This window comes from Streptosporangium amethystogenes, assembly GCF_000721075.1.
Taxonomy (GTDB): domain Bacteria; phylum Actinomycetota; class Actinomycetes; order Streptosporangiales; family Streptosporangiaceae; genus Streptosporangium; species Streptosporangium amethystogenes.
Genome location: NZ_JOEQ01000002.1, coordinates 109,789 through 135,004 on the forward strand (window position 1 = coordinate 109,789; position 25,216 = coordinate 135,004).

The 25,216-nt window shown below is 70.4% G+C and carries 25 protein-coding genes; 7 read left to right on the top strand and 18 right to left on the bottom strand.

What is annotated here, in order from left to right; genetic code table 11:
• Positions 1-13: 13 nt before the first annotated feature.
• From IG98_RS0102255 to IG98_RS0102285, 7 genes are all read right to left on the bottom strand, one after another.
• Entirely contained in the window at positions 14-763 is a 750-nt protein-coding gene (locus tag IG98_RS0102255; protein ID WP_063766157.1) for a sirohydrochlorin chelatase, read from the bottom strand.
• Positions 760-1,929, bottom strand: a complete 1,170-nt coding sequence (locus tag IG98_RS0102260; RefSeq protein WP_030904627.1) for a uroporphyrinogen-III synthase — start codon at positions 1,927-1,929, stop codon at positions 760-762. The genes IG98_RS0102255 and IG98_RS0102260 overlap by 4 nt, the downstream gene beginning before the upstream one ends.
• Positions 1,930-1,984: 55 nt before the next feature.
• On the bottom strand, positions 1,985-2,338 hold the full coding sequence (gene nirD / locus IG98_RS0102265; protein WP_030904629.1) for a nitrite reductase small subunit NirD: 354 nt from the start codon (positions 2,336-2,338) through the stop codon (positions 1,985-1,987).
• A 75-nt stretch (positions 2,339-2,413) separates the two neighbouring features.
• Positions 2,414-4,861 (bottom strand): nitrite reductase large subunit NirB, encoded by a 2,448-nt coding sequence (gene nirB, locus IG98_RS0102270; RefSeq protein WP_030904631.1) that lies wholly within the window; start codon positions 4,859-4,861, stop codon positions 2,414-2,416.
• Positions 4,862-4,980: 119 nt separating this feature from the next.
• The gene (locus IG98_RS0102275; RefSeq protein WP_030904633.1) at positions 4,981-6,384 is read right to left on the bottom strand and encodes an FAD-dependent oxidoreductase; all 1,404 of its coding nucleotides are present in this window, start codon (positions 6,382-6,384) and stop codon (positions 4,981-4,983) included.
• Positions 6,381-8,462 carry a molybdopterin oxidoreductase family protein gene (locus tag IG98_RS0102280; RefSeq protein WP_030904635.1) on the bottom strand — a complete coding sequence of 694 codons (2,082 nt, stop codon included), beginning with the start codon at positions 8,460-8,462 and terminating at the stop codon, positions 6,381-6,383. Before IG98_RS0102280 ends, IG98_RS0102275 begins: the two co-directional genes overlap by 4 nt.
• Before the next feature lie 166 nt (positions 8,463-8,628).
• Entirely contained in the window at positions 8,629-9,948 is a 1,320-nt protein-coding gene (locus IG98_RS0102285; RefSeq protein ID WP_030904636.1) for an MFS transporter, read from the bottom strand.
• 467 nt (positions 9,949-10,415) lie between these two features.
• On the opposite strand from IG98_RS0102285, the gene def reads away from it, so the two are divergent.
• Both def and IG98_RS0102295 read left to right on the top strand, forming a co-directional pair.
• Positions 10,416-10,892 (top strand): peptide deformylase, encoded by a 477-nt coding sequence (def, locus tag IG98_RS0102290; RefSeq protein WP_030904637.1) that lies wholly within the window; start codon positions 10,416-10,418, stop codon positions 10,890-10,892.
• A gap of 213 nt (positions 10,893-11,105) precedes the next feature.
• Positions 11,106-11,309 (top strand): cold-shock protein, encoded by a 204-nt coding sequence (locus tag IG98_RS0102295; RefSeq protein WP_030904638.1) that lies wholly within the window; start codon positions 11,106-11,108, stop codon positions 11,307-11,309.
• Between the two features lie 215 nt (positions 11,310-11,524).
• Here the strand turns inward: IG98_RS0102295 and mshC are convergent, their stop codons facing one another.
• From mshC to IG98_RS0102320, 5 genes are all read right to left on the bottom strand, one after another.
• Complete coding sequence (gene mshC / locus IG98_RS0102300) at positions 11,525-12,748, bottom strand: cysteine--1-D-myo-inosityl 2-amino-2-deoxy-alpha-D-glucopyranoside ligase (RefSeq protein ID WP_030904639.1); 1,224 nt, start codon at positions 12,746-12,748, stop codon at positions 11,525-11,527.
• A 91-nt stretch (positions 12,749-12,839) separates the two neighbouring features.
• The gene (locus tag IG98_RS0102305; RefSeq protein WP_030904640.1) at positions 12,840-13,568 is read right to left on the bottom strand and encodes an NRDE family protein; all 729 of its coding nucleotides are present in this window, start codon (positions 13,566-13,568) and stop codon (positions 12,840-12,842) included.
• 91 nt (positions 13,569-13,659) lie between these two features.
• Positions 13,660-14,421, bottom strand: a complete 762-nt coding sequence (locus tag IG98_RS0102310; RefSeq protein ID WP_030904641.1) for an SCO1664 family protein — start codon at positions 14,419-14,421, stop codon at positions 13,660-13,662.
• Positions 14,418-14,990 carry a DUF3090 domain-containing protein gene (locus tag IG98_RS0102315; protein WP_030904642.1) on the bottom strand — a complete coding sequence of 191 codons (573 nt, stop codon included), beginning with the start codon at positions 14,988-14,990 and terminating at the stop codon, positions 14,418-14,420. The genes IG98_RS0102310 and IG98_RS0102315 overlap by 4 nt, the downstream gene beginning before the upstream one ends.
• A 9-nt stretch (positions 14,991-14,999) precedes the next feature.
• Entirely contained in the window at positions 15,000-15,704 is a 705-nt protein-coding gene (locus tag IG98_RS0102320) for a histidine phosphatase family protein (RefSeq protein WP_030904643.1), read from the bottom strand.
• Between the two features lie 65 nt (positions 15,705-15,769).
• Between IG98_RS0102320 and IG98_RS0102325 the strand changes: the two genes are divergently transcribed.
• Both IG98_RS0102325 and IG98_RS0102330 read left to right on the top strand, forming a co-directional pair.
• On the top strand, positions 15,770-16,714 hold the full coding sequence (locus tag IG98_RS0102325) for an aldo/keto reductase (protein WP_030904644.1): 945 nt from the start codon (positions 15,770-15,772) through the stop codon (positions 16,712-16,714).
• A 188-nt stretch (positions 16,715-16,902) separates the two neighbouring features.
• Positions 16,903-17,784, top strand: coding sequence for a hypothetical protein (locus IG98_RS0102330; RefSeq protein ID WP_157594112.1), 882 nt, complete (start codon positions 16,903-16,905; stop codon positions 17,782-17,784).
• A gap of 66 nt (positions 17,785-17,850) precedes the next feature.
• On the opposite strand, the gene fabI is transcribed toward IG98_RS0102330, so the two are convergent.
• The gene (gene fabI / locus IG98_RS0102335; protein ID WP_030904649.1) at positions 17,851-18,615 is read right to left on the bottom strand and encodes an enoyl-ACP reductase FabI; all 765 of its coding nucleotides are present in this window, start codon (positions 18,613-18,615) and stop codon (positions 17,851-17,853) included.
• 1 nt (position 18,616) lies between these two features.
• Entirely contained in the window at positions 18,617-19,321 is a 705-nt protein-coding gene (locus IG98_RS0102340) for a beta-ketoacyl-ACP reductase (protein WP_030904652.1), read from the bottom strand.
• Positions 19,322-19,397: 76 nt separating this feature from the next.
• Here IG98_RS0102340 and IG98_RS0102345 point away from each other — a divergent pair, with 76 nt between their 5' ends.
• Entirely contained in the window at positions 19,398-20,897 is a 1,500-nt protein-coding gene (locus IG98_RS0102345) for a TldD/PmbA family protein (RefSeq protein ID WP_030904654.1), read from the top strand.
• A gap of 59 nt (positions 20,898-20,956) precedes the next feature.
• Positions 20,957-22,324 carry a TldD/PmbA family protein gene (locus tag IG98_RS0102350; protein ID WP_030904657.1) on the top strand — a complete coding sequence of 456 codons (1,368 nt, stop codon included), beginning with the start codon at positions 20,957-20,959 and terminating at the stop codon, positions 22,322-22,324.
• Positions 22,325-22,388: 64 nt separating this feature from the next.
• On the opposite strand, the gene IG98_RS0102355 is transcribed toward IG98_RS0102350, so the two are convergent.
• The gene (locus tag IG98_RS0102355; RefSeq protein ID WP_030904659.1) at positions 22,389-22,601 is read right to left on the bottom strand and encodes a dodecin; all 213 of its coding nucleotides are present in this window, start codon (positions 22,599-22,601) and stop codon (positions 22,389-22,391) included.
• Between the two features lie 75 nt (positions 22,602-22,676).
• Between IG98_RS0102355 and IG98_RS0102360 the strand changes: the two genes are divergently transcribed.
• On the top strand, positions 22,677-22,988 hold the full coding sequence (locus IG98_RS0102360) for a DUF3099 domain-containing protein (RefSeq protein WP_030904661.1): 312 nt from the start codon (positions 22,677-22,679) through the stop codon (positions 22,986-22,988).
• A 196-nt stretch (positions 22,989-23,184) separates the two neighbouring features.
• On the opposite strand, the gene IG98_RS53065 is transcribed toward IG98_RS0102360, so the two are convergent.
• Genes IG98_RS53065 through moaA form a run of 3 tightly spaced genes read right to left on the bottom strand, consistent with a single transcriptional unit; the run spans position 23,185 to position 25,045 of the window.
• A complete protein-coding gene (locus IG98_RS53065; RefSeq protein WP_245651382.1) occupies positions 23,185-23,433 on the bottom strand; it encodes a DUF6457 domain-containing protein in 249 nt (82 codons plus the stop codon).
• A gap of 2 nt (positions 23,434-23,435) precedes the next feature.
• Positions 23,436-24,059, bottom strand: a complete 624-nt coding sequence (mobA, locus tag IG98_RS0102370) for a molybdenum cofactor guanylyltransferase (RefSeq protein ID WP_030904667.1) — start codon at positions 24,057-24,059, stop codon at positions 23,436-23,438.
• Positions 24,056-25,045 carry a GTP 3',8-cyclase MoaA gene (gene moaA / locus IG98_RS0102375; RefSeq protein WP_030904670.1) on the bottom strand — a complete coding sequence of 330 codons (990 nt, stop codon included), beginning with the start codon at positions 25,043-25,045 and terminating at the stop codon, positions 24,056-24,058. The genes mobA and moaA overlap by 4 nt, the downstream gene beginning before the upstream one ends.
• Positions 25,046-25,216: the final 171 nt, after the last annotated feature.

The window sequence follows — 25,216 nt, forward strand, 5'->3', positions numbered from 1 at the left end:
CCGCGGCCGGCGGTCACCACCGGTCGTTCCGCTCCTCCAGGACCGGGCGCGCGGAGACCAGGCGCCTTCGGTACGGGTCCGAGGTCACCGGCGCCGGGCACGCCTGGTCGAACCGGGCCCACACCAGCGCGGCCAGGTCGGCGTCCACCCCCAGGGGGGCGGTGACCAGGTCGGCGCCGGACGCCTCCAGGCGGTCCTGGAAGAAGCCCGGGGCCAGGAGGTAGGAGGCGAGCGCGATCCGCGGCGCGGGCCCTGAACGCAGCCGCTCCAGGGCCTCGGCTATCGAGGGGGTGCCCGTGGCGGCGAAGGCCGCGGTGACCGGGCGCGAGATCCGGACCGAAAGCAGCCGGGCCGCCGCCCGCACGTCGGCCAGCGCCGCGGGGTCGGACGACCCCGCGGCTCCCAGGATCACCGAGTCCGCCGCCCTCAGCCCCGCGGCGGCCAGTCGTCTGGCGAGCACGGCCGCGAGCAGCGGATGCGGCCCCAGCGGGGCCGTCACCGTGGCGTCCGGCCTGGCCGCGGCCACCACCGCGGGCAGGTCGATGTGGACGTGGTAGCCGCCCGCCAGCAGCAGCGGGACCACCACGACAGGGCCGGGCACCTCGACGAGCACGTCGGCCAGCGGGGGTGAGCTGATCTCCAGGAAGGCCTGCTCGACACGCGTTCCCCGGCGGCCCTCGCGTACCAGGTCACGCAGCCCGGCCAGGGTCTCCTCCCCCCTCGCGCTGCGCGTCCCGTGCCCGGCGAGGACCAGCGTCGTCACAGGCCTTCGCCCCGGTCGCAGGCCAGGCGGTAACCGCGTTTGACGACCGTCTCGACGATTCCCGAGGGGCCGAGCGCCCGGCGCAGGCGGGTGATGGCCATCTCGACCGCGTGCTCGGCCGAGTCCCGCGACGGGCCGCCGGGGAGCACTGTCCGCAGGTCGGAGCGGGCCACCACGTGCCCGGGTTTGTCGGCCAGACGCTTGAGCACCGCCATCGGCGCCGGCGGCAGCGGCTTCAGCTCGCCGTCCACCGCGACGGCGTGACCGCGGATCTCCAGCCGGTGGCCACCCGCGACCAGGCGGGTGACGCTGTGTTCGGGCAGGTGCCTGGCGAGGGTACGGGCCAGCGTGCCCAGACGGGAGCGCTCGGGCTGCACGGTGGGCACCCCGCGCGCCTCCAGGGGCCCGGCGGTGACCGGGCCCACGCAGGCGGCGACGACCGGCCCCGCGAAGGCCGCGACCAGCGCGTCCTCCAGGCCGTCCGCGCGGGCCGAGTTGAGCATGGCCAGCACGGCCGGGGCACTGGTGAAGGCCACCGCGTCCACCCCGCCGGAGATCGCCTGGCTGACCAGGCGGCGCAGCGGCGACACGTCCCGGTAGGGCAGCCACCGGTAGACCGGCACCTCGATGACCTCCGCACCGGCTTCGCGCAGTGCGGCCACGAAGTCGGTCAGCGGCTCCCCGTGCAGTTGCACGGCGATGCGGCGGCCACGCAGGTCCTGGGCCAGGAGGTGCTGCTTGACCTCCTCGCACGACTCCGTGGACGGGGTCCAGTGGTCGTTCAGTCCGGCGGCCCTGACCGCGCCGCGGGCCTTGGGCCCGCGTGTCAGCAGCCGCGCGGAGGTCAGGTGCTCGGCGAGGTCGCCCGCCAGCCCCCAGCCCTCGGCGGCGGCCATCCATCCCCGGAAGCCGACGCCGGTGGTGACCACCACGTCGTCGATCGGGGCGGACAGGCCGGCGCGCGTCGCGGCCAGCAGGTCGGCGTCCTCGGCCAGGGGTACCAGGCGGATCGCGGGAGCGCGCACCACCCTGGCGCCCCTGCGTTCCAGCAGCGCGCAGAACTCCTCGCGCCGCCGGGTGGCGGTGACCCCGATCGTGAACCCGGCCAGCGCGTCGGGCGCGGTCTCGGGAGAGTCGACGGGGCTGTCCAGAACGGCGATGCTCATCTGTCGTTCACCACTCCTCACTTGATCTTCTTCAGGTGTCCGGCCGCCTGCGGGCTCACCCCGTGCCCACCTCCACCGTTTCGCCGGTGAGGCGGACCGGGTAGGTCGGCACGGCCGTCGCGGGGTCGTCCAGGCACACCCCCGTCGCAAGGGAGAAAGCCTGCTTGTGCATGGGGGAGGCCACCACGGGCTCGCCGGCCCTGGTGCCCATGATCCCGCGGGACAGGACGTGGGCACCGCTGAACGGGTCGCGGTTGCCGATCGCGAACAGGGTGCCGTCGAAGGCACGGAACAGCGCGATCTGACGACCGCCGACGAGCGCGCACACGCCGCGCTCGGGCAGCAGATCGGTGTAGGAGCAGACCGGCGTCCAGCCAGCCTGCTCCAGCTCTTCGCTCAGGACGGTCATCGGTGGGTGCCTCTCTCGGGATGTCGGCGTTGGAGGCCAGCTCCGGCGGGGGATGCGGGACATGGGGGCGGCCGGTCAGGAACGGACCGCCTCCAGTGGGGCGAGGACCGGTTTCACCTGCTCACGCTGGGGTTCGAAGGCGATCGAGGGGTCCGGCGTCCCGGGGGCGTTGATGAAGGAGACGAACCGCCGTAGCTTCTCCGGGTCTTCGATCGTGGTGCGCCACTCGTCGGCGTAGCCGGCCACGTGCCGCTCCATCTGCGCCTCCAGGTCGGCGCAGATCCCGAGGGAGTCCTCCAGGACGACCTCCCTGACATAGGCCGCCCCCTGTGCCTCCAGCCAGGCGGAGGTGCGCTGCAGGCGGTCGGCGGTACGGATGTAGAACATCAGGAACCGGTCGATGACCCGGACCAGTTCCTCGGTGCCCAGGTCGGAGGCGAACAGGTCGGCGTGGCGCGGGCTGAAGCCGCCGTTACCGCCCACGTAGAGGTTCCAGCCTCGCTCGGTGGCGATGACGCCGAAGTCCTTGCCTCTGGCCTCGGCGCACTCGCGGGCGCAGCCGGAGACCGCCGACTTCAGCTTGTGCGGCGAACGCAGCCCCCGATAGCGCAGTTCCAACGCGATGGCCAGGCCGACGGCGTCCTGCACGCCGTACCGGCACCAGGTCGACCCCACGCAGGACTTCACGGTGCGCAGCGCCTTGCCGTACGCGTGCCCGGACTCGAAGCCCGCGTCCACCAGGCGCTTCCAGATCAGTGGAAGTTGCTCCACCCGGGCCCCCAGCAGGTCGATCCGCTGCCCGCCAGTGATCTTGGTGTACAGGCCGAAGTCGCGGGCCACCTCGCCGATCACGATGAGCCCGTCCGGGGTGATCTCCCCACCGGGGACGCGCGGCACCACCGAGTAGGTGCCGTTGCGCTGGATGTTGGCCAGGAAGTGATCGTTGGTGTCCTGCAGGGCGGCCTGCTCTCCGTCGAGGATGTGGCCGCCGCCGAGCGAGGCGAGGATCGAGGCGACCACCGGCTTGCACACGTCACAACCGCGCCCGGTGCCGTGCTCGGCGATCAGCCGGGAGAAGGTCGTGATGGCGCGCACCCGGACGATGTCGAACAGCTCCGCCCTGCTGTACGCGAAGTGCTCGCACAACGCCTTGGAGGGTTCGACACCCGATTTGGCGAGGATCTGGCTGAGCATCGGGACACAGCTGCCGCAGGTGGTGCCCGCGCGGGTGCACCCCTTGATCCCGGCCACGTCGGTGAGGCCGTGGTCGGCGACGGCGGCGCGTACCTGACCCTTGGTGACGTTGTTGCAGGAGCAGACCTGCGCGTCGTCGGGAAGCTCCGTGCTCGCCGGGCCACCGCTGAACAACAGCTCGCTCGGCGATCCCGGCAGATCGCGGCCGACGAAGGGCTTCAGGGTGTTGTACGGGGTGGCGTCGCCGACGCAGATCCCACCGAGCAGGGTGCGCGCGTCGTCGCTGACGAACAGCTTCTGGTAGACCCCGCCCACCGGATCCATGAAGGTCACGTCCAGCGCGCCGTCCATGGCGCCGAACTGCGCGACCTCCACGCCGAGCAGTTTGAGCTTGGTGGAGAGATCCGCCCGGGTGAAGACCGCCCCGCCGCCGAGGACGCGGTCGGCCGCGACCTCGGCCATCGTGAAGCACGGGCCGACCAGCCCGTAGACCACGCCCTCGTGCGACGCGCACTCGCCGATCGCGTAGATCGCCGGGTCGGCGGTACGCATCCGGTCGTCCACGGCGATCCCGCCGCGCCCGCCAACCTCCAGGCCGGCCTGCCTGGCCAGTTCGTCACGGGGCCTGACCCCGGCGGAGAAGACCACGATCTGCGCCTCGACGGTCTCCCCGTCCGGCTTGACCAGGCCCGCCACCCGCCCGTCCGGGCCCGCGACGATCTCCTTCACCCCCGCGTCGGTGTGCACCCTCAGACCGAGTGCCTCCACGTGACCGCGCAGGACCGCGCCGCCGCCCTCGTCGACCTGCCGGGGCATGAGCCAGCCGCCCATCTCCACCACGTGCGTCGACAGGCCCAGGCCACGCAGGGCGTCGGCGGCCTCCAGCCCCAGCAGCCCCCCGCCGATCACGACGCCGCTTGTGGCGGCCGAGGCGGCCTCCCTGATCGCGTCGAGATCGTCGATTGTGCGGTAGGTGAAGCAGCCGTCCAGTTCCCTGCCCGGCACCGGCGGCACGAACGGGCTGGACCCGGTGGCCAGCACCAGCACGTCGTACGGCTCGCGACGGCCGTCCGCGGTGGTGACCTCCTTCTTCCGCCTGTCGATGTCGACGACCCTGGACGACAGGCGCGGCACGACCCCCTCCGGCACCGGGTAGGTGAGATCCTCGACGCTTCTGCCCGCCAGGTAGGAGGTCAGCGCCACCCGGTCGTAGGCCGCTCGGGGCTCCTCCCCCAGCACCGTGATCCGGCCCGTGAACCCCTTGGCGACCAGGGCCTCGACCAGCCGGTGCGATGTCGGTCCGTTTCCCACCACGACAAGTCGTGACATGATCGCGCTCACCTTTCCTTCCGTTCCGTCCGCCCGTCCCCGATGGATCGCTCCGCTCATCGGGCGGGGCGGCTCCGTGCCTGCCCGGCACCCGGCCGTTCCCCCGCCTCCCTCGCCGGTCACGCCGAGACTCCTTCCTGCTCGCAGAGCCAGCCGACGATGCCCTCGACCGCGTCGCGGCAGCCGCCGCAGCCGGTGGTGGCACGGGTCGCGGCGGCCACGGCCGCGACGTCTCTGGCGCCCGACTCCCAGCAGGCCCTGATCTGCCCCTTGGTCACGTCGTTGCACTGGCAGACCTTCGCCGCGTCCGGCATCCTGACCGGGCTCTCGGCCACCGCGTTGCCCTGCGGACCGGGGAAGAGCAGGCCGGCCCGGTCTCCCGGCAGCGGCCCGCCCCGGTCGAACAACTGGGTGAGGTTGCCCACCGCCGACGTCTCACCGAGGAGGATCACACCGACCAGGCGGCCGTCCCGGATGACGAGCTTGCGGTAGGTGCCCGCCGCCCGGTGGCTGAACCGCACGACCTCTGCGTCGTCCTCGGTCAGATGCGTCTCACCCATCGCGGCCAGCTCCACGCTCCTGGCCTTCAACCGGGTCACCAGCCGCGACCCCCGGTATCGGGCGGCCTTGTCGGCCCCCGTGACGATGTCGGCGACCACCGTGGCCTGCTCCCAGGCGGGCGCGACCAGCCCGTAGACCCTGCCCCGGTGCTCGGCGCACTCGCCGATCGCGAAGATCGACGGATCGTCGGTGCGCATCTCGTCGTCGACGACGATCCCGCGCGCCACCTCCAGCCCGGCCTCGCGAGCCAGCCCGGTCACCGGGCGGACCCCGCAGGCGAGCACCACCAGATCGGCCTCGACCGTCTCGTCTCCCGCGAGCCGCACACCGCCGTCGAGGATCTCCTCGACCACGACGCCGGTCCTGGTCCTCACCCCCAGCCCGCCCAGGGTCTGGCCGAGCACCAGCCCGGCCTCGGCATCCAGCTGACGATCCATCAGGTGCCCGGCCAGGTGCAGCAGCGTCACCGGCAGGCCGCGCCCGGCCAGGCCACGCGCCGCCTCGACTCCGAGCAGACCACCTCCGATCACCACGGCGTGCCGCGCCGCGCCGGCGGCCCGCAGGATCCTCCTGCAGTCGTCCATCGTGCGGAACGTGACGGCCCTGTCCGCGCCCGGTACCGGCGGCACGACCGCCTCGCTGCCCGTCGCCAGCACGAGGACGTCGTACGGCTCGCGCCTGCCCGTGGCGGTGAGCACGGCCCGGTTCTCCCGGTCCACGGCGGTCACCTCGACCCCGGGCAGCGCCGTCACCGAATGGTCGGCGTACCAGGCCGGGTCGAGTAATCGCACCTGTTCTGGCGGCATCGTCCCGGCCACGACGTTCGACAGCAGCACGCGGTTGTAGGGCTGCGACTCCTCGGCCCCGAACACGGTCAGCCCGACGTGCCGGTCACGGGCGCGGATCTCGCCCACCAGACGGGCGCCCGCCATCCCGTTGCCCACGACCACGATCCGGGTCATCCGGCACGCTCCACTCTGACCGCGCAGACCTTGAACTCCGGCATCCTCGACACCGGGTCCAGCGCGGGGTTGGTGAGCAGGTTGACGCCCGGCCAGTGGAACGGCATGAACACGGTGTCCTGCCGGATCGCCGGGTTGACCCTGGCCGGTGCCTCGGTCGCGCCACGCCTGCTGACCACCCGCAGCATCTCCCCCGAGGCCACGCCCAGGTGCTCGGCGAGGTCGGGGTGGAGTTCCACGAACGCCTCGGGTGCCACCCTGTTCAGGGTGGCGATCCGCCGGGTCTGCGCACCGCTCTGGTAGTGCGCGAGCACCCGCCCCGTCGTGAGATGGAGCGGATATTCCGGATCGACCTCCTCCTCGGGCGGACGGTGCTCGACCGGTACGAACCGGGCGCGCCCGTCGGGCGTGGCGAAGCCGTCCAGGAAAGGCCGGGGAGTACCCGGGTGGTCCTCGGCCGGGCAGGGCCAGAACACCCCGGTCTCGGCGGCGATCCGCTCATAGGTGATGCCGGCGTAGTCGGCGATCCCACCTGACGAGGCCCGGCGGAGCTCATCGAAGACCTCGCGCGGATCGGTGGGAAAACCCTCGGCTCCGGATGTCCCGCGCAGTCTCGTGGCGAGCCCCCGAAGGATCTCGAGGTCGCTCCGCACCCCTGACGGCGGAGCGACCGCCTGACGGCGGAGCAGCACCCGGCCTTCCAGATTCGTCATGGTGCCGCTCTCCTCGGCCCACTGGGTGGTGGGCAGCACGACGTCGGCCATCGCGGCCGTCTCCGACAGGACCAGGTCCGAGACCACGAGCAGGTCCAGTGATCCGAGCCGCTCGGCGACGTGCCCGGCACGCGGCGCGGAGACCAGCGGGTTGGAGCCGAACAGCAGCAGCGCCCGGGGGCCGCCGCCGGTGCCGAGCGCGTCCAGCAGTTCGTAGGCGGAGCGGCCGGGCCCCGGTAGGTCACCGGGGTCGACGCCCCACACTGCGGCGACGTGGGCGCGGGCCGCCGGATCATCGATCCGGCGGTAGCCGGGAAGCTGGTCGGCCTTCTGTCCGTGTTCGCGACCTCCCTGTCCGTTGCCCTGCCCGGTGACACAGCCGTAGCCCGACCCCTCGCGCCCCGGCAGCCCGAGAGCGAGCGCGAGGTTGACGAACGCGCTGATGGTGTCGGTGCCCTTGGCGTGCTGCTCGGCGCCGCGCCCGGTGAGGATCGCCGCCCGGCTCGCACCCACGAGGATCGCGACCGCGGCGCGCATCCGGGCGACCGGCACACCGGTGATCCGTTCCACTCGCTCGGGCCACCAGGACGCGACCGAGGTGCGGACCGCGTCGAACCCGCTCGTCCTGGCGGCCACGTAGTCCTCGTCGACATCGCCTTCGGCGACCACGATGTGCAGCAGGCCCAGGGCCAGCGCCAGGTCGGTGCCGGGGGTCGGCTGCAGGTGCAGGTCGGCCTGCCGAACGGTCGCGGTGGCCCGCGGGTCGATGACGATCAGCCGGCCGCCCGCCGCACGCATCGCGGTGAGGTGACGGACGAACGGCGGCATGGTCTCGGCCACGTTTCCGCCCGCGATCAGGACCGCGTCGGCGCGGGCGAGGTCGGTGATCGGGAAGGGCAGGCCACGGTCCATCCCGAAGGCCCGGTTGGTGGCCGCGGCGGCCGAGGACATGCAGAACCGGCCGTTGTAGTCGATCTGGCTGGTCCGCAACACCACCCGGGCGAACTTGCCGAGTTGGTACGCCTTCTCGTTGGTGAGGCCGCCGCCGCCGAACACGGCCACGCCGTCGAGACCGTGTTCGGCCTGGACGGCACGTATCCGGTCGGCGACAAAGCCGAGCGCCTCGTCCCAGCCGACCTCCTCGCCGTGCAACAGCGGGACGGTCAGTCGCTCGCCGGTGAGGAGCTCACCGGCGGTCCAGCCCTTCTGGCACAGTCCTCCCGCATTGGCCGGGACGTCGTGACGCGGAGTGATCGTGACGGTCTCGTCCACCGCGACGTTCATGCCGCACTGCAGAGCGCAGTAGGGGCAGTGCGTCGCCGTCCCACCCTTCACAGGTGTCTGGGGGGGAAGTGAGACCGGCATGGATCCGATGGTGCTTTCAGGCGGTTTCACCGCGAGGTCTCCCCTGTTACCGATGTGCTACAAGCCACTAACCGTGTTCACATTCGCAATGAGGTGGATGTGAGTTATCCGTCGGCCGGCCCGGTGCCGGATGTGAACAGGGCGGGTGCCCGGCCCGGCCGCGGCCTCACACCCGGGCCGCCGCCAGGCTCGGCACACCGCCCGCGACACGCAGGTAACAGGCCCAGGTGATGGCCGCGCACACCAGGTAGAAGCAGGCGAAGGAGGCCAGTGCGGCGCCCACCCCGCCGGTCGCGGCGATGGAGCTGCCGAATCCGCGGTTGATGAAGAACCCGCCGAAGGCGCCGATCGCGGAGATGATTCCGATGGCCGCGGAGGCGTCCCGCTTTCCGACGGCCACGGCTGCGTCGTGAGCGGCCGTGCCCGGGGTGACGCCGGCGACCGCCTTGGCCCGGAAGATCGCCGGAATCATCCGGTAGGTGGAGCCGTTGCCGATACCGGTGGTGGCGACCAGGAGCATGTAGGCACAGAAGAACAGCGCGAAGCCGCGCTGGGACAGCCCCTGCCAGACCAGCACCGCCGAGCCCGCCATCGCGGCGAAGTTGACGAACGTCACCCGCGCCCCGCCGAGCCGGTCCGACAGCCAGCCGCCCGCCGGGCGGACCAGGGAGCCGAGCAGCGGGCCGAGGAAGGCCAGCCAGACCAGCGAGGCCTGCTCGGGAAACTGGCTCTTGATGAGCAGCGGGAACGCGGTGGAGTAGCCGATGAAGGAGCCGAACGTGCCGATGTACAGGACTGACATGATCCAGGTCTGGACCCGGCCGACGACCTTCAGCTGGTCCGCGGGACTGGCCTTGGCCGAGGTCAGGTTGTCCATGAAGAAGTAGGCGCCCACCGCGGCGGCCAGGATGAAGGGAATCCAGAACAGCCCCGCGGCGGCCAGCCCGAACGCCCCGATCACCAACGGCATGAGGAGCTGGACGGAACTGACCCCGATGTTGCCGCCGGCCGCGTTGAGCCCGAGTGCGGCCCCCTGTCTGTCCCGAGGGTAGAAGTGGGTGATGTTGGCCATGCTGGAGGCGAAGTTGCCGCCGCCCAGTCCCGCTGTGGCCGCGATGAGCAGGAACACCCCGTAGGGGGTGCCCGGATCGCCGACCGCGATGGCCAGCAGCACCGCGGGCACGAGCAGGAGCAGAGCGCTGACCACCGTGAAGTTCCGGCCGCCGAACCTGGCCGGGGCGAAGGTGTACGGGATGCGCAGCGCCGAGCCGACCAGGTTGGGCAGGGCGACGATCCAGAAGAGCTGGTCGGTGGAGAAGTCGTAGGAGCCGAGTTGCACGGCCACGATGCTCCAGACGGTCCACAGCGTGAACCCGAGGTGCTCGGCGAAGATGGAGAAGACCAGGTTCCGCCTGGCCACCTTCCGGCCGTGCTCCTGCCAGAAATCCGGATCGTCGGGCCGCCAGTCACTGATCCAGGGCCTCATCGTCTGTCCTCCTGTGGTTTCGGGGGGGCTTCGATCCCCGAAACTAGGAGGGCGGCGTTACGCACATTCACTGTCTGTGATGGTGCGCCGGTTACACGTGACTAACCCTGGAAATACGCAATGCACACGCCGCACCCTCGCAACATTCCGGAAACCTGGGGGGCGGAAGTCTGCGACCGTTCCGCCACGCTCCGGCGCCGCCAGGGTAGCGGTGCGGCCGGCTCCCAGGGTGCTGATCGCACTCATGATCATGCTGCCCGGAGGCACGGGGAGACGCCGAACGCTCGTGGAGCCGAGGTGAGACCGGGCCGGGCGACGGGCTCGAAGCGGGAGAACGCTCATGCCGTAAGGCGCGGGCCGGTCGGAGCGCGCTTACCGAAGCGCATTCACAAGTAACGGCAATGGTTGAGCCGGCGCGACAGCGGGAACCGTCACCGGTGCCGATTCATCCGCCTCGGGGAGTGCGCGTGGCCGTCCAGCCAATCCGACTGTTCGACGATCCCGTGCTGCGCACGGTGGCCGAGCCGGTGACCACCTTCGACCGCGCGTTGCGCGTCCTGGTGAAGTCGCTCCAGGCCACGATGCGCGCCGGCACGGGCCGCGCGGGGCTCGCCGCCCCGCAGATCGGCGTCCCGCTCAGGGTCGTCGTCTACGAGTTGGACGGCAAGTCCGGCCACCTGGTCAACCCGCGGCTGGAACTGTCCGAGCGAAGGATCGTGGCCGACGAGGCGTGCCTGTCCGCCCCCGGTCACTGGTGGCCACTGGAACGCTCCTACATGGTCACGGCCCGCGGTCGCGACATGTTCGGCAAACCCGTCACCGTCCGGGCCCTGGGCATGCTGGCCCGCGTCCTCCAGCACGAGGCCGACCACCTCGACGGCACCCTCTTCGTCGACCGCCTCCCAGAGGAGGAGCGGGAACGCTTCCTCGCTTCGATCTCTTGACTTGCACACCTCACAAATGCCCGATAGAGTGTTGTGGTTGCAGTCGTAATTCTCAGCTTAGCCTTATCATCTCAAGTGCTTATGAGAAGTCCGCCGACAGCGGACGTTACAGTTTCTCCGGATGGTTTCCGCGGGTGCATGGTAGGGTCCGCAACGCAGCCCCGTGCCGCCGACCTGGTGGTTCGGTGAGGCTCCCAATGAGGAGAAGTAGTTTTGTCTGAGGGCACCGTTAAGTGGTTCAACGCCGAAAAGGGCTTCGGATTCATCGCACCGGATGACGGCACCGCCGATGTCTTCGTGCACTACTCGGCTATCAACTCCAGTGGCTACCGCAGCCTGGAGGAGAACCAGCGTGTCAGCTTCGTCACCACGCAGGGCCAGAAGGGCCCGCAGGCCGACAAGGTCGAGCTCATCTGACCTGGTTTGACCTAAAGGCTTCGGGCTGAGCCCGCACCGCGCAAGCGGTGCGGGCTCAGTCATTTTCCGGCCCCCGCTCCCCGTCAGGGAGTGCTCTTCGGGTGGCCGCCCGAAGAGCACCGACCTCGGAGCGGGCAGGTCGGGGCTCTCAGCGCGGCCGAGAGCCCCGACCTGCGCCATAGGTGGCCTTAAAACACCCTGCCCTCAAAGGCCCTTCAGAGCGCGACTCCGAGCAACGCGTCCGCGATCCGCCCGACAAGGAGTGGCGCGCCCGGGTCCCTGCCGCCCTCCGACAGGGCACGCTCGGCCCAGTCGTCGATGACCGCGAGGGCGCCGGGAGCATCCAGGTCGTCGGCCATCCGGGCGCGGACCCTGTCGAGCACGACATCGGCGTCGGGACCGGTCTGCAGGCCCGCCGCCGAGCGCCAGCGCGCCAGCCGCACCTCCGCTGAGGCCAGCTGGTCGGAGGTCCACTCCCAGTCGGAACGGTAGTGACGCGCCAGCAGGGCCAGCCGGATGGCCATCGGATCGGTCTCCTGGCGCAGGCGGGAGACGAAGACCAGGTTGCCCTTCGACTTGGACATCTTCTCGCCATCCAGGGCGACCATGCCCGCGTGCACGTAGGCCTTGGCGAAAGGCCACTCGCCACACGCCACGTGGCCCTCGTGGGCGCCGCACTCGTGGTGCGGGAAGATCAGGTCCGAGCCGCCACCGGCGACGTCGAAGCCACTGGACAGGTTCGCCAGAGCGATCGCGGTGCACTCGATGTGCCAGCCGGGCCTTCCCTGGCCGAAGGGCGAGGGCCAGGACGGCTCCCCCGGGCGCTCCGCACGCCAGAGCAGCCAGTCGAGCGGGTGTTTCTTGCCTGGACGGTCCGGATCCCCTCCGCGCTCGCCGAACAGGGCGAGCATCTGCTCCTCCGGGTAACCGGAGACGGCACCGAACTTGGGGGCCGCGGCCATGTCGAAGTAGACGTCCCCCTCCAGGTCGTAGGTGGCACCCTTGTCACGCAACAGCTCGATCAGGGTCGCGACCTGATCGATCACCTCGGTCACGGCGACGTAGTCGCGCGGCGGGAGGATGCGCAGCGCCTCCATGTCCGACCGGAACAGCTCGATCTCGCGCTCGGCGAGGTCGCGCCAGTCAATGCCGGTCTGCGCCGCACGCTCCAGCAGGGGGTCGTCGACATCCGTGGCGTTCTGAGTGAAGTGCACCTCGTGCCCGGCATCCCGCCAGGCCCGGTTGACCAGGTCGAAGGCGAGGTAGGTGTTGGCGTGGCCCAGATGGGTGGCGTCGTAGGGCGTGATGCCGCAGACGTACATCCGTGCCGTGGGACCCGGCTTGGTGGGGACGACATCTCGCACGGCGGTGTCGAAAAGCCGCAGCGGGACACCGGCACCGGGAAGCCGAGGAACCTTCGGCGTAGACCACGATCTCATAAAGTGAGCCTATCGAGCAGACAGACCACCCCGATCAGCTCGGAGTGGCGGGATACAGAGGCATTCGTCTCAACTCCGTGAAGCGCCCAGATCATTCCGTGCGGACTTCGCGGAAGGCGCCCGGATCACGGGGGGCGGCGGTGAAGTCGTAGCGGACGCCGCCCGGCGCCAGGGCGAGCAGGGTGACGGAGAGAGAGCCGAAGATCCGCCCGTCGGGCAGCTCATGATGAATGATCATGGACCGGGGGTCCTCGGGGGGAATCCCCGCCCCGGTGGCGAGTTCCCGCCACTCCGTCCAGGGGCCGTCGAGCTCCGCGGGGCGGCCCGCCTTGGCGAACAGGGGGCGGAAGAACGCGACGCGCTCGTTCTCCGCACCGCGTTCCCAGCCGCTGTTGACGATCATGTGGGTTCCCGGAGGAAGGACGTTCCGCTCCAGCGCGATCCCGTCCCAGTGCCACAGACAGGCCCCGGCGGGATCGGCGCACAGCAGGTGAAAGGGGTCATAGCAAGCAAGGTCGCCCTCCATCGGCCGGCCTCCGGCGGCCGCCAGGAGCGGGAGGTCACCGCGTGAGCGGCGCGTCTCCTCCGAGGCGAGCACGCCGTGCCCGTTGAGAAGGGCTCCGACCCTCCTGCCTCGGGGGTCGACGGCCAGCCAGGTGCCCCCGCCCTGAAGGTCACGACCGCCGATCAGGCCGGGCCGGTCCTCGTGCCAGTGTTCCGCCGGTGGAACCCAGGGGCGGCCCGTGAACTCATCACGCACCCCGACCACGATCAGGGGGATCTCGGCGCTCGGATCGATGCTGATGACAACCGTGCACATGCCCGGAGGCTACGCCTTCGCCGCGAACGGACGCGGAGCGGGGTCCTTCACCGGCAAGGGGTCCGAGGTCACGGCACCGCCACCCGGGGACTCAGATCGGCGGCCACGGGATCGCCGGCCACTCCTTGGAGGGAAGGGGGTGCAGGCCGGTGTCGAGAAGCCTGCGGACCCGCGACCAGGTCGCCTCGACCTCGGGGAGGGTGAGGAGTTCTCGGAGGCGGCGGCCAAGCCGCCCCTGCTCCAGGTCGCGTTCAAGACGGGTCAGGACGTTCATGGCCTCGCGGGACAGGGGCTTGCCGCGCCACTGCCAGAGCACGGTACGGAGCTTGTCCTCGGCGGAGAAGGAGACCCCGTGATCGACCCCGTAGACATGGCCGTCGGCGAGCGGTAGCAGGTGGCCACCCTTGCGGTCGGCGTTGTTGACGACCGCGTCGAAGACGGCCATCCGCCGCAGCGAGGGCTGGCGGCTGCGGATCAGCACCATCAGGTCGATCTCGGGGTCGGTGTCGATCCAGAGCTGGCACATTCCCGGGCCGAACGGGCCGTCCCGGTAGACGGTGGGCGGCACGATCCGCCAGCCGATCGCCGCGGAGACCTCGTAGGCGGCGACCTCGCGGGCGGCCAGGGTCCCGTCGGGGAAGTCCCAGAGCGGGCGCTCCCCCCGTACCGGCTTGTACACACAGGCCGCCGCGAGCCCGCCGAGCCGGACCGAGCAGTAAAGCGTCATGTTGGTCGCCTCGACCAGGCGACCCGCCACATCCAGCCGTCCGTCACGGAGCAGACGTATCGCGGTCTCGTCATCCAGCCCCGCGGCCGGCACCGTGCTCAGCGTCGGCTCGCTCTCAGCGCTCATTCGCCTCCTCCACCAGATGAAGCGCTACTACCCCGGTAACCGTTGAGCCGCACACAAATATGCCCTTCGGCATCGAGAGGCTGGGCGCAGAGCGGGCAGGGCGGACGCCCGGCGGCGACGAGTGCCATGGCCCGCTTGGTGAAGGCCCTGGCGGCGCTTGGGCTGATGTGCACGCGCAGCACCGTGAGATCGGCGGACGAGGACGGCTCGAACTCCTCCTCGACCTCGGCCTCCTGGGCCTCGATGACCACCTGGTCGGCCTCGGGGTCCCAGGCCAGGGCCATGGTGCCGACACGGAAGTCCTCACTGATCGGCATGTCGAGAGGGGCGTTGTCGGCCAGCGCGGCCGGAGCGACGGCGGGCACCGGGACACCGGCCTCGCCGCGCCGCAACACCTCGTCGAGCAGTTGGTCGAGGCGGTCGGCCAGCGCGGCCACCTGGAACTTCTCCAGCGCCACGGTGGTCAGCCTGCCCTGTCCCCGCGCCTGCAGGAAGAAGGTTCGTGATCCCGGTTGCCCCACGGCACCGGCCACGAATCTCTCGGGTGGATCGTAGTCGAAGACCGGCATAGCCCGACCTTACGTGGTCCCGGATCCGCCGCCGACTGCGGCATCACTCCCGGTGGGATTTTCTCCCCCGTCCTCGCCTTCCGAACCCTCCGCGGCACGCAATCCGGCCGTATCTCCACCCGTGTCGTTGAGCCTGAGCACGAAGGGGCGCAAGGGGGTGTAGCGAATGACGGTGAGCGAGGCCGGATCAGCGGTTATCCGTTGGAACTGGTCCAGATGCAGACCCATGGCGTCGGCCACGATGGCCTTGATCACGTCTCCGTGGCTGCAGACGAGGTAGACCGCCTTCGGGCCCAGACGCTCGTTCCATTCCCTGACCGCCGCCACGGCGCGGTACTGGACCGCTGACAGGGACTCTCCCCCGCCGGGGAACGTCACCGCGCTCGGATGGGCCTGCACCACCGGCCAGAGGGGGTCCTTGACGAGTTCGGCGATCGGGCGGCCCGTCCAGTCACCGTAACGGCACTCGCCGAAGCGCTCGTCTGTCAGTACCTCCGCCCCCTGCCGCCCCTCGGCGACCGCCTGCGCGGTCTCCTGACAGCGTTCCAGCGGGCTGGAGACGATCGCGTCGAGCTCCAGCGAGGTCAGCCGGGTGGCGAGGGCCTTCGCCTGGGCCTGTCCCGCGTCGCTGAGGTGAACATCCGGGGTCCATCCCGCGAGGACCGGACCGGTGAGGTGGGTAAGGCCGTGTCTGGCCAGCAACAAGGTCGTCACGCGGGCAAGTCTTGCAGCCCTCACTCCACTACTTTTAAGTGGCCGAGCGGTAATCTGGCCGGATCATGGAGCAGCGCTATGTGGGCCGGAGCGGCTTGTCGGTGTCCCGCCTGGGACTGGGGACGATGACGTGGGGGCGTGACACCGGCGCCGAGGAGGCCGCGGCGCAGCTCCGCATGTTCGCCGAAGCCGGCGGCACGCTCATCGACACCGCCGACGTCTACACGGGCGGCGACGCCGAACGGCTGCTCGGGCGGCTGCTGCGCGACTCGGTACCGCGTTCGGAGCTGGTGCTGTCCACCAAGGCCGTGCTCACCCCCGCCGGACGCAGACCCCGCGACGCCTCAAGGAAGCACCTGGTCGCCGCGATCGACGCCTCCCTGACCCGCCTGGGCGTCAACGAGGTCGACCTGTGGCAGCTGCACGCCTTTGATCCCGACGTCCCGCTGGAGGAGACCCTGGCCGCCGTGGACGCGATCGTGTCCTCCGGGCGGGCCGCGTACGCCGGGGTGTGCGACTACTCGGGCTGGCAGCTGGCGACCGCCGCAGTCGGGCAACGGGCGGTTCCAGGGCGGGTGCCGATCGTCGCGGCCCAGGTCGAGTACTCGCTCCTGGCCAGAGAGGCCGAGCGCGAGCTGATCCCCGCCGCCGAGCATGTCGGCGCCGGGGTGCTCGCCTGGTCGCCGCTCGGGCGCGGGGTCCTCACCGGCAAGTACCGCACGGGCATCCCCGCCGACTCTCGGGCCGCGACCCCGCACTTCGCCGATTTCGTCACGCCCTACCTCGACGAGCGGTGCCGCCGGGTCGTGGAGTCGGTGACGACCGCCGCCGAGGGGCTTGGCGTCTCGCCGCTGTCGGTGGCCCTGTCGTGGGTACGCGACCAGCCGGGGGTGGCCTCCGCCATCGTCGGCGCCCGCACCCACGCGCAGCTGTCCGGGGTGCTCCAGGCCGAGGATCTGTCGTTGCCCGTGGAGATAAGGGAAGCACTCGACGACGTGTCGGCCGACTGAGACGCTCAGAACGGAAACCGAACGAGAATTCGCCTCGCGTATCACTAGTCGATACCGAATAGCAACTTTCCGTGAAAAAACCGGGCCTCCCCACAAGACTGTCAAAGCAGGTGGCGGGGGCACCCGGATGTCGGCAGCACATCACGGCCGATATCCGACCGGGGGAAGGGAGACGAGTGCGAACCGCGATGTCGGCAGGCGCAATGGCGCTGGTGCTGGGCAGCGGGATCCCGGCGGTTTCGCCGGTGGACACCGCCTGGGGGGACACCGTCACACGGGTGGACGACTGCGATCACGGAGGACTGCTGGGTACCGTGACGGGCGGGATCTGCCGGACCGTGGACAACGTGGTGAGCGGCATCACGGGCAGCGCCTCCCCGCTCTCCCCCCTGCTGTCCCCGCTCTCATCCTCGGCCGCCGGCGACGACACCGCCGGCACCACGGCTCAGACGCCCGCCGCCGAGAAGACGCCCGCCGCCGAGGAGGAGACACCGGCCCCGGCCACCTCGGCCGCCAAAACCCGCCCCGCAGAAGGCAAGGAGACCTCCTCGGGCAACGAGTCGCGCCCCGAGAATCCCGCCGGCACCTGCCGGCCCACGGCGGCCTCCCCCAAGTGCCCAGACCCGTCGGAGAGTTCCCCCTCTCAGGAGGCGGCCCGGTCCAAGCCGTCGCCGAGCCCTTCGCGCGACCACGGTCACCAGCCCGCGCGGAAGGAACCGGTGCCGACCGGCCGGGCGCGACAGCCCTCACTGCCGCTGTATCCGGAGGCCGACACGCCCACGACCAGCGTGGACGCACCGGTGACCTCCGAGCCGTCACCCGTGGTCGACGCCGAGGCCCCCCGGGTGGAACTGCTCTGGCCGGCCCCGCTGATGCAGGAGTTACAGCGGCAGATGTCGAACGAACGGCCGGTGACACCCAGCCGGCCATCCAACACGGCGGGCACCGTGCTCACCACCGCGCTGCTCACTCTGGCCATCCTCGCGGTCCGCCTGCTGTACAGCAGGCGGAGGGTCAAGGAGTCGATCCCCTTCGAGCCGGTGCCGCCGGGCCATCACCGGGTGGCCTAGACCCCTGCTCCCTGGATCTTTTTGCCCACCTCGGTCACCGGCGCCACCTGACCCGCGGGACAGGACCTAGGCTCCGATGGCGTGCACGCCGCCGTCGACATGGACGATCTCACCGGTCGTGGCGGGGAACCAGTCCGACAGCAGGGCGACACACGCCTTGGCCGTCGGAATCGGGTCGTTGATGTCCCAGCCGATCGGGGCCTTGGCGGGCCAGCTGTCCTCGAACTCACCGAAGCCGGGGATGCTCTTGGCGGCCATGGTCCGGAGCGGACCCGCCGCGACAAGGTTGACCCGGATGCCGTGCTTGCCCAGATCGCGGGCCAGGTAGCGGGAGCAGGACTCCAGGCCGGCCTTGGCCACCCCCATCCAGTCGTACACCGGCCAGGCCTTGGTGGCGTCGAAGTCGAGGCCGACGATCGCACCGCCCTCCTTCATGAGCGGGAGCGCGGCCACCGCGAGCGACTTGAACGAGTAGGTGGAGACCTGGACGGCGGTCGCCACGTCCTCCCAGGAGGTGTTCAGGAAGTTGCCGCCCAGGGCGGTCTGCGGGGCGAAACCGATGGCGTGCACCACCCCGTCCAGGCCGCCGAGGTGTTCGCCGACCCGGTCGGCCAGGGAGTCGAGGTGCTCGGCGCTGGTGACGTCGAGCTCCAGCACCGGCGGCGGCTCCGGCAGGCGCTTGGCGATGCGCTCGACCAGGCTGAGCCGGCCGAAACCGGTGAGCACGATCTGGGCGCCCTCCTGCTGGGCCAGTTTGGCCACCGAGAAGGCGATGGAGGAGTCGGTGAGCACCCCGGTGACCAGAAGCCGCTTACCTTCGAGAATTCCCACGTCAGTGCCCCATTCCAAGGCCGCCGTCAACGGGGATGACAGCTCCCGTGATGTAGGCGGCGTCCTCGCCGGCCAGGAATCTGACCACGCGTGCGATCTCCTCAGGGCTGGCGTAGCGGCCCAGGGGGATGTTCTTTCTGATCTGCTCTTGGTACGACTCGTCGAGCTCGGCCGTCATGTCGGTCTCCACGAAACCGGGGGCGACCACGTTGACCGTGATGTTGCGCGAGCCCAGCTCCCTGGCCGCCGACCGGGCGAAACCGATCATCCCGGCCTTGGAGGCGGCGTAGTTGCTCTGCCCCGCGGAGCCGAGCATGGCCACCACCGAGGAGATCAGCACGATACGCCCGCGCTTGAGCCGCAGCATGCCGCGGGTGGCGCGCTTGGCGACCCGGTAGGCGCCGGTCAGATTGGCGTCGATGACATCGGTGAAGGTCTCCTCCTTCATCATCGGCAGCAGCGTGTCCTTGGTGATGCCCGCGTTGGCGACGAGCACCTCGACCGGGCCGTACTCGGCCTCGACCTTCGCGAACGCGGCGTCCACGTCGGCCGTGCTGGTCACGTCGCAGCGCACGCCGAACAGCCCCTCGGGGGGCTGTCCGGAACGGTAGGTCACGGCGACGGCGTCGCCTGCCTGGGCGAGTTCGCGGGCGATCGCGAGGCCGATGCCGCGATTGCCGCCGGTTACGAGAACAGATCGAGCCATGGTCAGACGGTATCGGCTACTTGGGGGTAACCCTCTTGTCCGGGAAGGACAAGATCACAGGGTTAGGATCGTTGACATGCGCCAGATCGACTCCGACTTTCTCGCCCTGCCGCTGCGGCGGCTGGCGGACGCGGCCCTGCGGCGCGCCCGGGACCTGGGCGCCGAGCACGCCGACTTCCGGCTGGAACGCATCCGCGGAGAGACCGTACGCCTGTCCGACGCCGCGCTTGAGGGCTCCATCGACGCCGACACCCTCGGCTATGCCGTACGGGTCGTCAAGAACGGCACCTGGGGCTTCGCCGGAGGCATCGAGCTGACCCCCGAGGCGGCCGTCCGCGTCGCCGAGCAGGCGGTGGAGGTGGCGCTCGTCTCGGCGGCGATCAACCGCGAGCCCGTCGAGCTGGCGCCGGAACCGGTGCACTCCGACGTCACCTGGGTCTCCTCCTACGAACTCGACCCGTTCGAGGTGCCGATGCGCGACAAGACGGAGCTGCTCGCCGACTGGTCCCGCGGCCTGCTGGCAGATCCCAGGGTGGACCACGTCCAGGCGTCGCTGATGCAGGTCAAGGAGCAGAAGTTCTACGCCGACACGGCCGGGACCTCCACCACGCAGCAGCGGGTGCGCGTCCACCCCCAGTTGGAGGCGACGCGGGTGCTGGACGGCCGCTTCGACTCGATGCGGACGCTCGCCCCGCCCGCGGGCCGGGGGTACGAGTACCTCACCGGCACCGGCTGGGACTTCCCCGGCGAGCTGGCGCGCGTTCCCGAACTCCTTGAGGAGAAGCTCAGGGCTCCCTCCGTCGAGGCCGGCCCCTACGACCTGGTGATCGACCCGTCGAACCTGTGGCTGACGATCCACGAGTCGGTCGGGCACGCCACCGAACTCGACCGCGCCCTCGGCTACGAGGCGGCGTACGCCGGGACGAGCTTCGCCACCTTCGACCAGCTCGGCAAGCTGGTGTACGGCTCGCAGGTGATGAACGTGGTCGGTGACCGCACCGCCGAGCACGGCCTGGCCACGATCGGCTACGACGACGAGGGGGTGGCGACCAGGGAGTTCGACATCGTCTCCGGCGGCGTACTGGTCGGCTACCAGCTCGACCGGCGGATGGCGCTGCTGAAGGGCCTGGGCGCCTCCAACGGCTGTGCCTTCGCCGACTCCCCCGGCAACCCCCCGATCCAGCGCATGGCGAACGTGTCGCTGCGACCGGCACCCGACGGCCCCACCACCGAGGAGCTGATCTCCGGTGTCGACCGGGGCATCTACGTGGTGGGCGACAAGAGCTGGTCCATCGACATGCAGCGTTACAATTTCCAGTTCACCGGTCAGCGGTTTTATCTGATCAAGAACGGCAGGCTCGCCGGACAGTTGCGCGACGTCGCATACCAGGCCACGACCACCGACTTCTGGCGGTCGATGGCGGCGGTCGGCGGGCCGCAGACGTACGTGCTCGGCGGGGCGTTCAACTGCGGCAAGGGGCAACCGGGCCAGGTCGCCCCGGTCAGCCACGGCTGCCCGTCGGCGCTCTTCCGTGGCGTGCGCGTCCTCAACACCGCCCAGGAGAGTGGCAGTTGAGCGCGTACGGTGAGGCGGACGAAGGCGGCGGCCGGACGAGCCGGCAGGAGAGGAGCGGCATGAGCCCCCAGGAGATGATCGAGAAGGTTCTTGAGCTCTCCACGGCCGACGAGGTCGTTGTGATCGTGGACGAGGGGTCGAGCGCCAACCTGCGCTTCGCGGGCAACACCCTCACCACCAACGGCGTGTCCCGCTCCGCGCAGCTCACCGTGATCTCGATCGTGGGCCGGGGGGTGGGCGTGGTGTCACGGGCGGCGGTCCGCCCCGAGCAACTCGACGACGTCGTGGCGGCCGCCGACCACGCCGCTGAGGACGCCCAGCCCTCCGAGGACGCCCGGCCGCTGCTGGAGGGCACCCGATCCGACGGCTGGGACGACCCGGCCGAACCGACCTCGATAGGGGTGTTCGGCGCCTTCGCCCCCGCCCTGGGCGAGGCCTTCACCGTGGCCGAGGCGAGCGGGCGCAGGCTGTACGGATTCGCCGAGCACACGGTCACGACGACCTTCGTGGGCACCTCCACGGGCACCAGGCTGCGGCACACCCAGCCCACCGGGCGCCTGGAGCTCAACGCCAAGTCCTTGGACATGAAGCGCTCGGCGTGGACGGGCGTGTCCACCCGCGACTTCTCCGACGTCGACGTGGCGGCCCTGGACGCCACGCTGGCCCGGCGGCTTGAGTGGGCTGAGAACCGTGTCGACCTGCCCGCGGGCCGGTACGAGACGCTGCTGCCGCCGACGGCCGTGGCCGATCTGATGATCTACCTGTACTGGACGGCCGGAGCCCGCGACGCCCTGGAGGGACGCACCGTCTTCTCCAGGCCCGGCGGCGGCACCCGCGTCGGCGAGGTCCTCTCCGAGTCGCCGATCCGCCTGTACGCCGACCCCGCCGCGCCGGGTATCGAGTGCCCGCCGTTCGTGGTGGCGCACGCCTCCAGCCGGGAGAGCTCGGTGTTCGACAACGGGCTGCCACTGGCGGCCACCGACTGGATCTCCGACGGCAGACTGGCCAACCTGCTGCAGACCCGGCACTCCGCCGAGCTGACCGGCCTGCCGGTGACCCCGGCCATCGACAACCTGATCATGCGAGGCCCCGAAGGCGGCCGGTCGCTGGAGGAGATGATCGCCTCCACCGAGCGCGGCCTGCTGCTCACCTGTCTGTGGTACATCCGCGAGGTCGACCCGCAGACGCTGCTACTGACCGGCCTGACCCGCGACGGCGTCTACCTGGTGGAGAACGGCGAGGTCGTGGGCGAGGTGAACAACTTCCGCTTCAACGAGAGCCCGGTGGACCTGCTCCGCCGCCTCACCGAGGTCGGCGCCTCCGAGCAGACCCTGCCGCGCGAGTGGAGCGACTACTTCAATCGCGCGATCATGCCGGCGATCCGGGTGCCCGATTTCAACATGTCGACGGTCAGCCAGGCCAGCTAGGCCCTGCCGGGCGGATCGTGCCGTGCCGAAGGGGTCCTCCATCGGGGGGCCGCCGCGGGCGGGCTCAGTCGTCCTCCAGCCGGAATCCGACCTTCATCCCGACCTGGAAATGGCCGACCTCCCCCTCCTCGATGTGCCCTCTGATCTCGGTCACCTCGAACCAGTCGAGGTGACGCAGGGTCCGGGAGGCACGGCGGACTCCGTTGCGCACGGCTGCCTCGATGCTCTCCCCCGAAGTGCCGACTATCTCGGTCACCCGGTACGTTCGATCTGTCATCTCATGCTTCTTCCCGGAAAGCGATGATTACATGACCGTTCGCCACCAGCCGATATGAGGCCTAGATTGGGAATCGTGAAGGGATGGCACAAGCGCCCGGTGGTTCATCAGGTGACGGATGCCCAGCCCTCCCTGAGTGCCGACATCGGCAAGCGCGAGAAGAGCTACTTCATCAAGATGGGGATCCGGCTGATCTGCCTGATCCTCGCCTTCACCGTGCCCGCTCCGCTACCCGTACGGCTGCTGCTCTTCGCCGGGGCGATCTTTTTACCATATATTGCCGTGATCGGGGCCAATGCGCCGCCACGCGGGGTGCCGGGAGCCCCTGACGTGGAAGATTCCGGACAGAGTGAGATTCCACGCCACCGACGCGAGATCGGGTCGTGACTAAGTCTTGACGCACTCTAAGGGTTGTAGGTGTACGCTTTAGCCAAGTGCCCTGGTCCCCCGTCGGGGCACTGGTGCCGGCGTTCCGGGCCCCCGTCGGAACGCCGATGAAGCGACGCCGGGTGGTTTGCCCCCGTAACCACCCGGCGTCGCCCTTTTCTTATGACTTTTAGTTGTCCTCACCTTTTCCTTGACATTATTTCTCACCCTGAGTATCGGTTGTCTGCTCCCAGTTACGCGCCAGCGCGGTCAGCCTTTCCACGGCATCCGGCGGCGCCGTGCCCGCCCCCAGCGCCACACCGAGCAGATAGGCCGTCAGCGGCGCGGCGGGCCGAGCCACTCCGTGCGCGACCTCCTTCGTCAGGTCGAGCACCTCGTCACGGTCGACCGTCGCGGGATCGATGCCCAACTCCCGGCAGACCAGCGCGGTCCACTCCGTCAGCACGTTCAACTCTCACTCCCTCTCAGCGGTGGTGCCACCTGGGCCTTCGAAGCCCGTGCCCGCTGTAGATCGTCCATCGTGTCGCAATCGAACCACGGCTGCCCGGCGAGACGAAGCGTGACCGGGTCGAGCGGGGCCAGCAGCCCGTGCAGCGACCGCCCCTCGTAGCGGGCGAGCGCCCGCACCAGGCTCGCCGTATGCCAGACCCCGGCGAGCCACTGCTCGCGGCCACCGTCGTCGACGAGCACCGCTCCCGCCCGCGCCCCCTCCGTGTACGCCATCGTCCCCGTTCCCGCGCCTGCCGCGTCCAGCAGCGCGGACACGTGCTCGGCGGTCAGGAACGGAAGGTCGGCGGCGAGCAGCGCCACCCACGGCGCGGTCACCTCGGCCAGCCCCGCCCGCAGCGCCGGAACGGGGCCGCCTCCGGGTGGATCCTCACGGCGGAAGATCGCGTGTGGCAGCCCGGGGCGGGGCGGCCCGACGACGACCAGCCTGCCGGCGCCGGGTACGGCAGCGGCCACCGACTCGACCAGCGGGCGGCCCGAGACGTGCAGGGCGGGCTTGTCCCGGCCGCCGAGCCGTCTCGCGAGACCGCCCGCCAGGACGCAGGCGTCGTGGCGGGCGATCATCCGCCGATGGCGGACATCGGGCGGGACGGCTGCAGGAAGGTCGGGTCATCGATGCCGTGACCTGCCTTCTTGATCCGGACCGCGGACCGCCAACGCTCGACGATCTCGTCGTCGCTCGCCCCCGAGCGCATCGCGCTCCTCAGGTCGGACTCGTCGGTGGCGAACAGGCAGTTGCGGATCTGGCCGTCGGCGGTGAGCCGCACCCGGTCGCACGCACCGCAGAACGGGCGGGTGACCGAGCCGATGACGCCGACCCTGGCCGGGCCCCCCTCGACGAGGAACAGTTCCGCAGGAGCGCTACCGCGTTCCACCGGATCGGCGTCGGTCAGGTCGAAGGCGGCCTGGAGCCGGGCGAGGATCTCGTCAGCTGTGATCATGTTCTCCCGGCGCCAGCCGTGCTGGGCGTCCAGCGGCATCTGCTCGATGAACCGCAGCTCGTACTCCCGTTCCAGGCAGTAGCGCAGCAACGGCACGGCCTCGTGGTCGTTGATCCCGCGCATCAGCACGGTGTTGACCTTGACGGGGCGCAGGCCGGAGGCGTGCGCCGCCTCCAGGCCCGCAAGAACGTCGGCCAGCCGGTCACGGTGGGCGAGTTTCTTGAAGGTCTCGCGGTCGAGGGTGTCGAGGGAGACGTTGACCCGGTGCAGGCCGGCGACGGCCAGGGAGCCGGCCATCCGGCTCAGCCCGATCCCGTTGGTGGTCAGCGAGACCTGCGGGGTGGGGACGAGCGCGGTGGTGCGGGTCACGATGTCGACCAGTTCGCGGCGGAGCAGGGGCTCGCCCCCGGTGTAGCGGACCTCGGTGATGCCCAGCCGCTCCACCCCGATGGTGACCAACCGGACGATCTCGTCGGCGGTCAGCAGTTCGGGGTTGGGTAACCATTCCAGGCCCTCGGGCGGCATGCAGTAAGAACAGCGCAGGTTACAGCGGTCCGTGAGGGACACCCGCAGATCGGTCGCCACACGGCCGAATGAATCCTGCAACACGGGGCGCCACCTCCCAGTCGGTCACCTATCGAGCAGGGGGCCAGCCTATGGCCAGCCCCCTACCCAGCCCCAAACGGGCCTCGACCACTCCAACATCACCACGAGATGGTTGATTCCTTGAGGTATTGCTTGGTCTGTCCGGACGATCCGGTCCCTGAGGTCCCCGCGTCC

Coding starts and splice junctions, on each gene's coding strand:
- nirB (WP_030904631.1), bottom strand. CDS start 4,861: ATGTCACGACTTGTCGTGGTGGGAAACGGACCGACATCGCACCGGCTG.
- IG98_RS0102310 (WP_030904641.1), bottom strand. CDS start 14,421: ATGAGCGCTGAGAGCGAGCCGACGCTGAGCACGGTGCCGGCCGCGGGG.
- IG98_RS0102350 (WP_030904657.1), top strand. CDS start 20,957: ATGAGCCCCCAGGAGATGATCGAGAAGGTTCTTGAGCTCTCCACGGCC.
- IG98_RS0102315 (WP_030904642.1), bottom strand. CDS start 14,990: ATGCCGGTCTTCGACTACGATCCACCCGAGAGATTCGTGGCCGGTGCC.
- IG98_RS0102325 (WP_030904644.1), top strand. CDS start 15,770: ATGGAGCAGCGCTATGTGGGCCGGAGCGGCTTGTCGGTGTCCCGCCTG.
- IG98_RS0102345 (WP_030904654.1), top strand. CDS start 19,398: ATGCGCCAGATCGACTCCGACTTTCTCGCCCTGCCGCTGCGGCGGCTG.
- IG98_RS0102330 (WP_157594112.1), top strand. CDS start 16,903: ATGTCGGCAGGCGCAATGGCGCTGGTGCTGGGCAGCGGGATCCCGGCG.
- IG98_RS0102305 (WP_030904640.1), bottom strand. CDS start 13,568: ATGTGCACGGTTGTCATCAGCATCGATCCGAGCGCCGAGATCCCCCTG.
- IG98_RS0102355 (WP_030904659.1), bottom strand. CDS start 22,601: ATGACAGATCGAACGTACCGGGTGACCGAGATAGTCGGCACTTCGGGG.
- IG98_RS0102340 (WP_030904652.1), bottom strand. CDS start 19,321: ATGGCTCGATCTGTTCTCGTAACCGGCGGCAATCGCGGCATCGGCCTC.
- IG98_RS0102260 (WP_030904627.1), bottom strand. CDS start 1,929: ATGAGCATCGCCGTTCTGGACAGCCCCGTCGACTCTCCCGAGACCGCG.
- IG98_RS0102285 (WP_030904636.1), bottom strand. CDS start 9,948: ATGAGGCCCTGGATCAGTGACTGGCGGCCCGACGATCCGGATTTCTGG.
- mshC (WP_030904639.1), bottom strand. CDS start 12,748: ATGAGATCGTGGTCTACGCCGAAGGTTCCTCGGCTTCCCGGTGCCGGT.
- nirD (WP_030904629.1), bottom strand. CDS start 2,338: ATGACCGTCCTGAGCGAAGAGCTGGAGCAGGCTGGCTGGACGCCGGTC.
- IG98_RS0102280 (WP_030904635.1), bottom strand. CDS start 8,462: ATGCCGGTCTCACTTCCCCCCCAGACACCTGTGAAGGGTGGGACGGCG.
- IG98_RS0102275 (WP_030904633.1), bottom strand. CDS start 6,384: ATGACCCGGATCGTGGTCGTGGGCAACGGGATGGCGGGCGCCCGTCTG.
- mobA (WP_030904667.1), bottom strand. CDS start 24,059: ATGATCGCCCGCCACGACGCCTGCGTCCTGGCGGGCGGTCTCGCGAGA.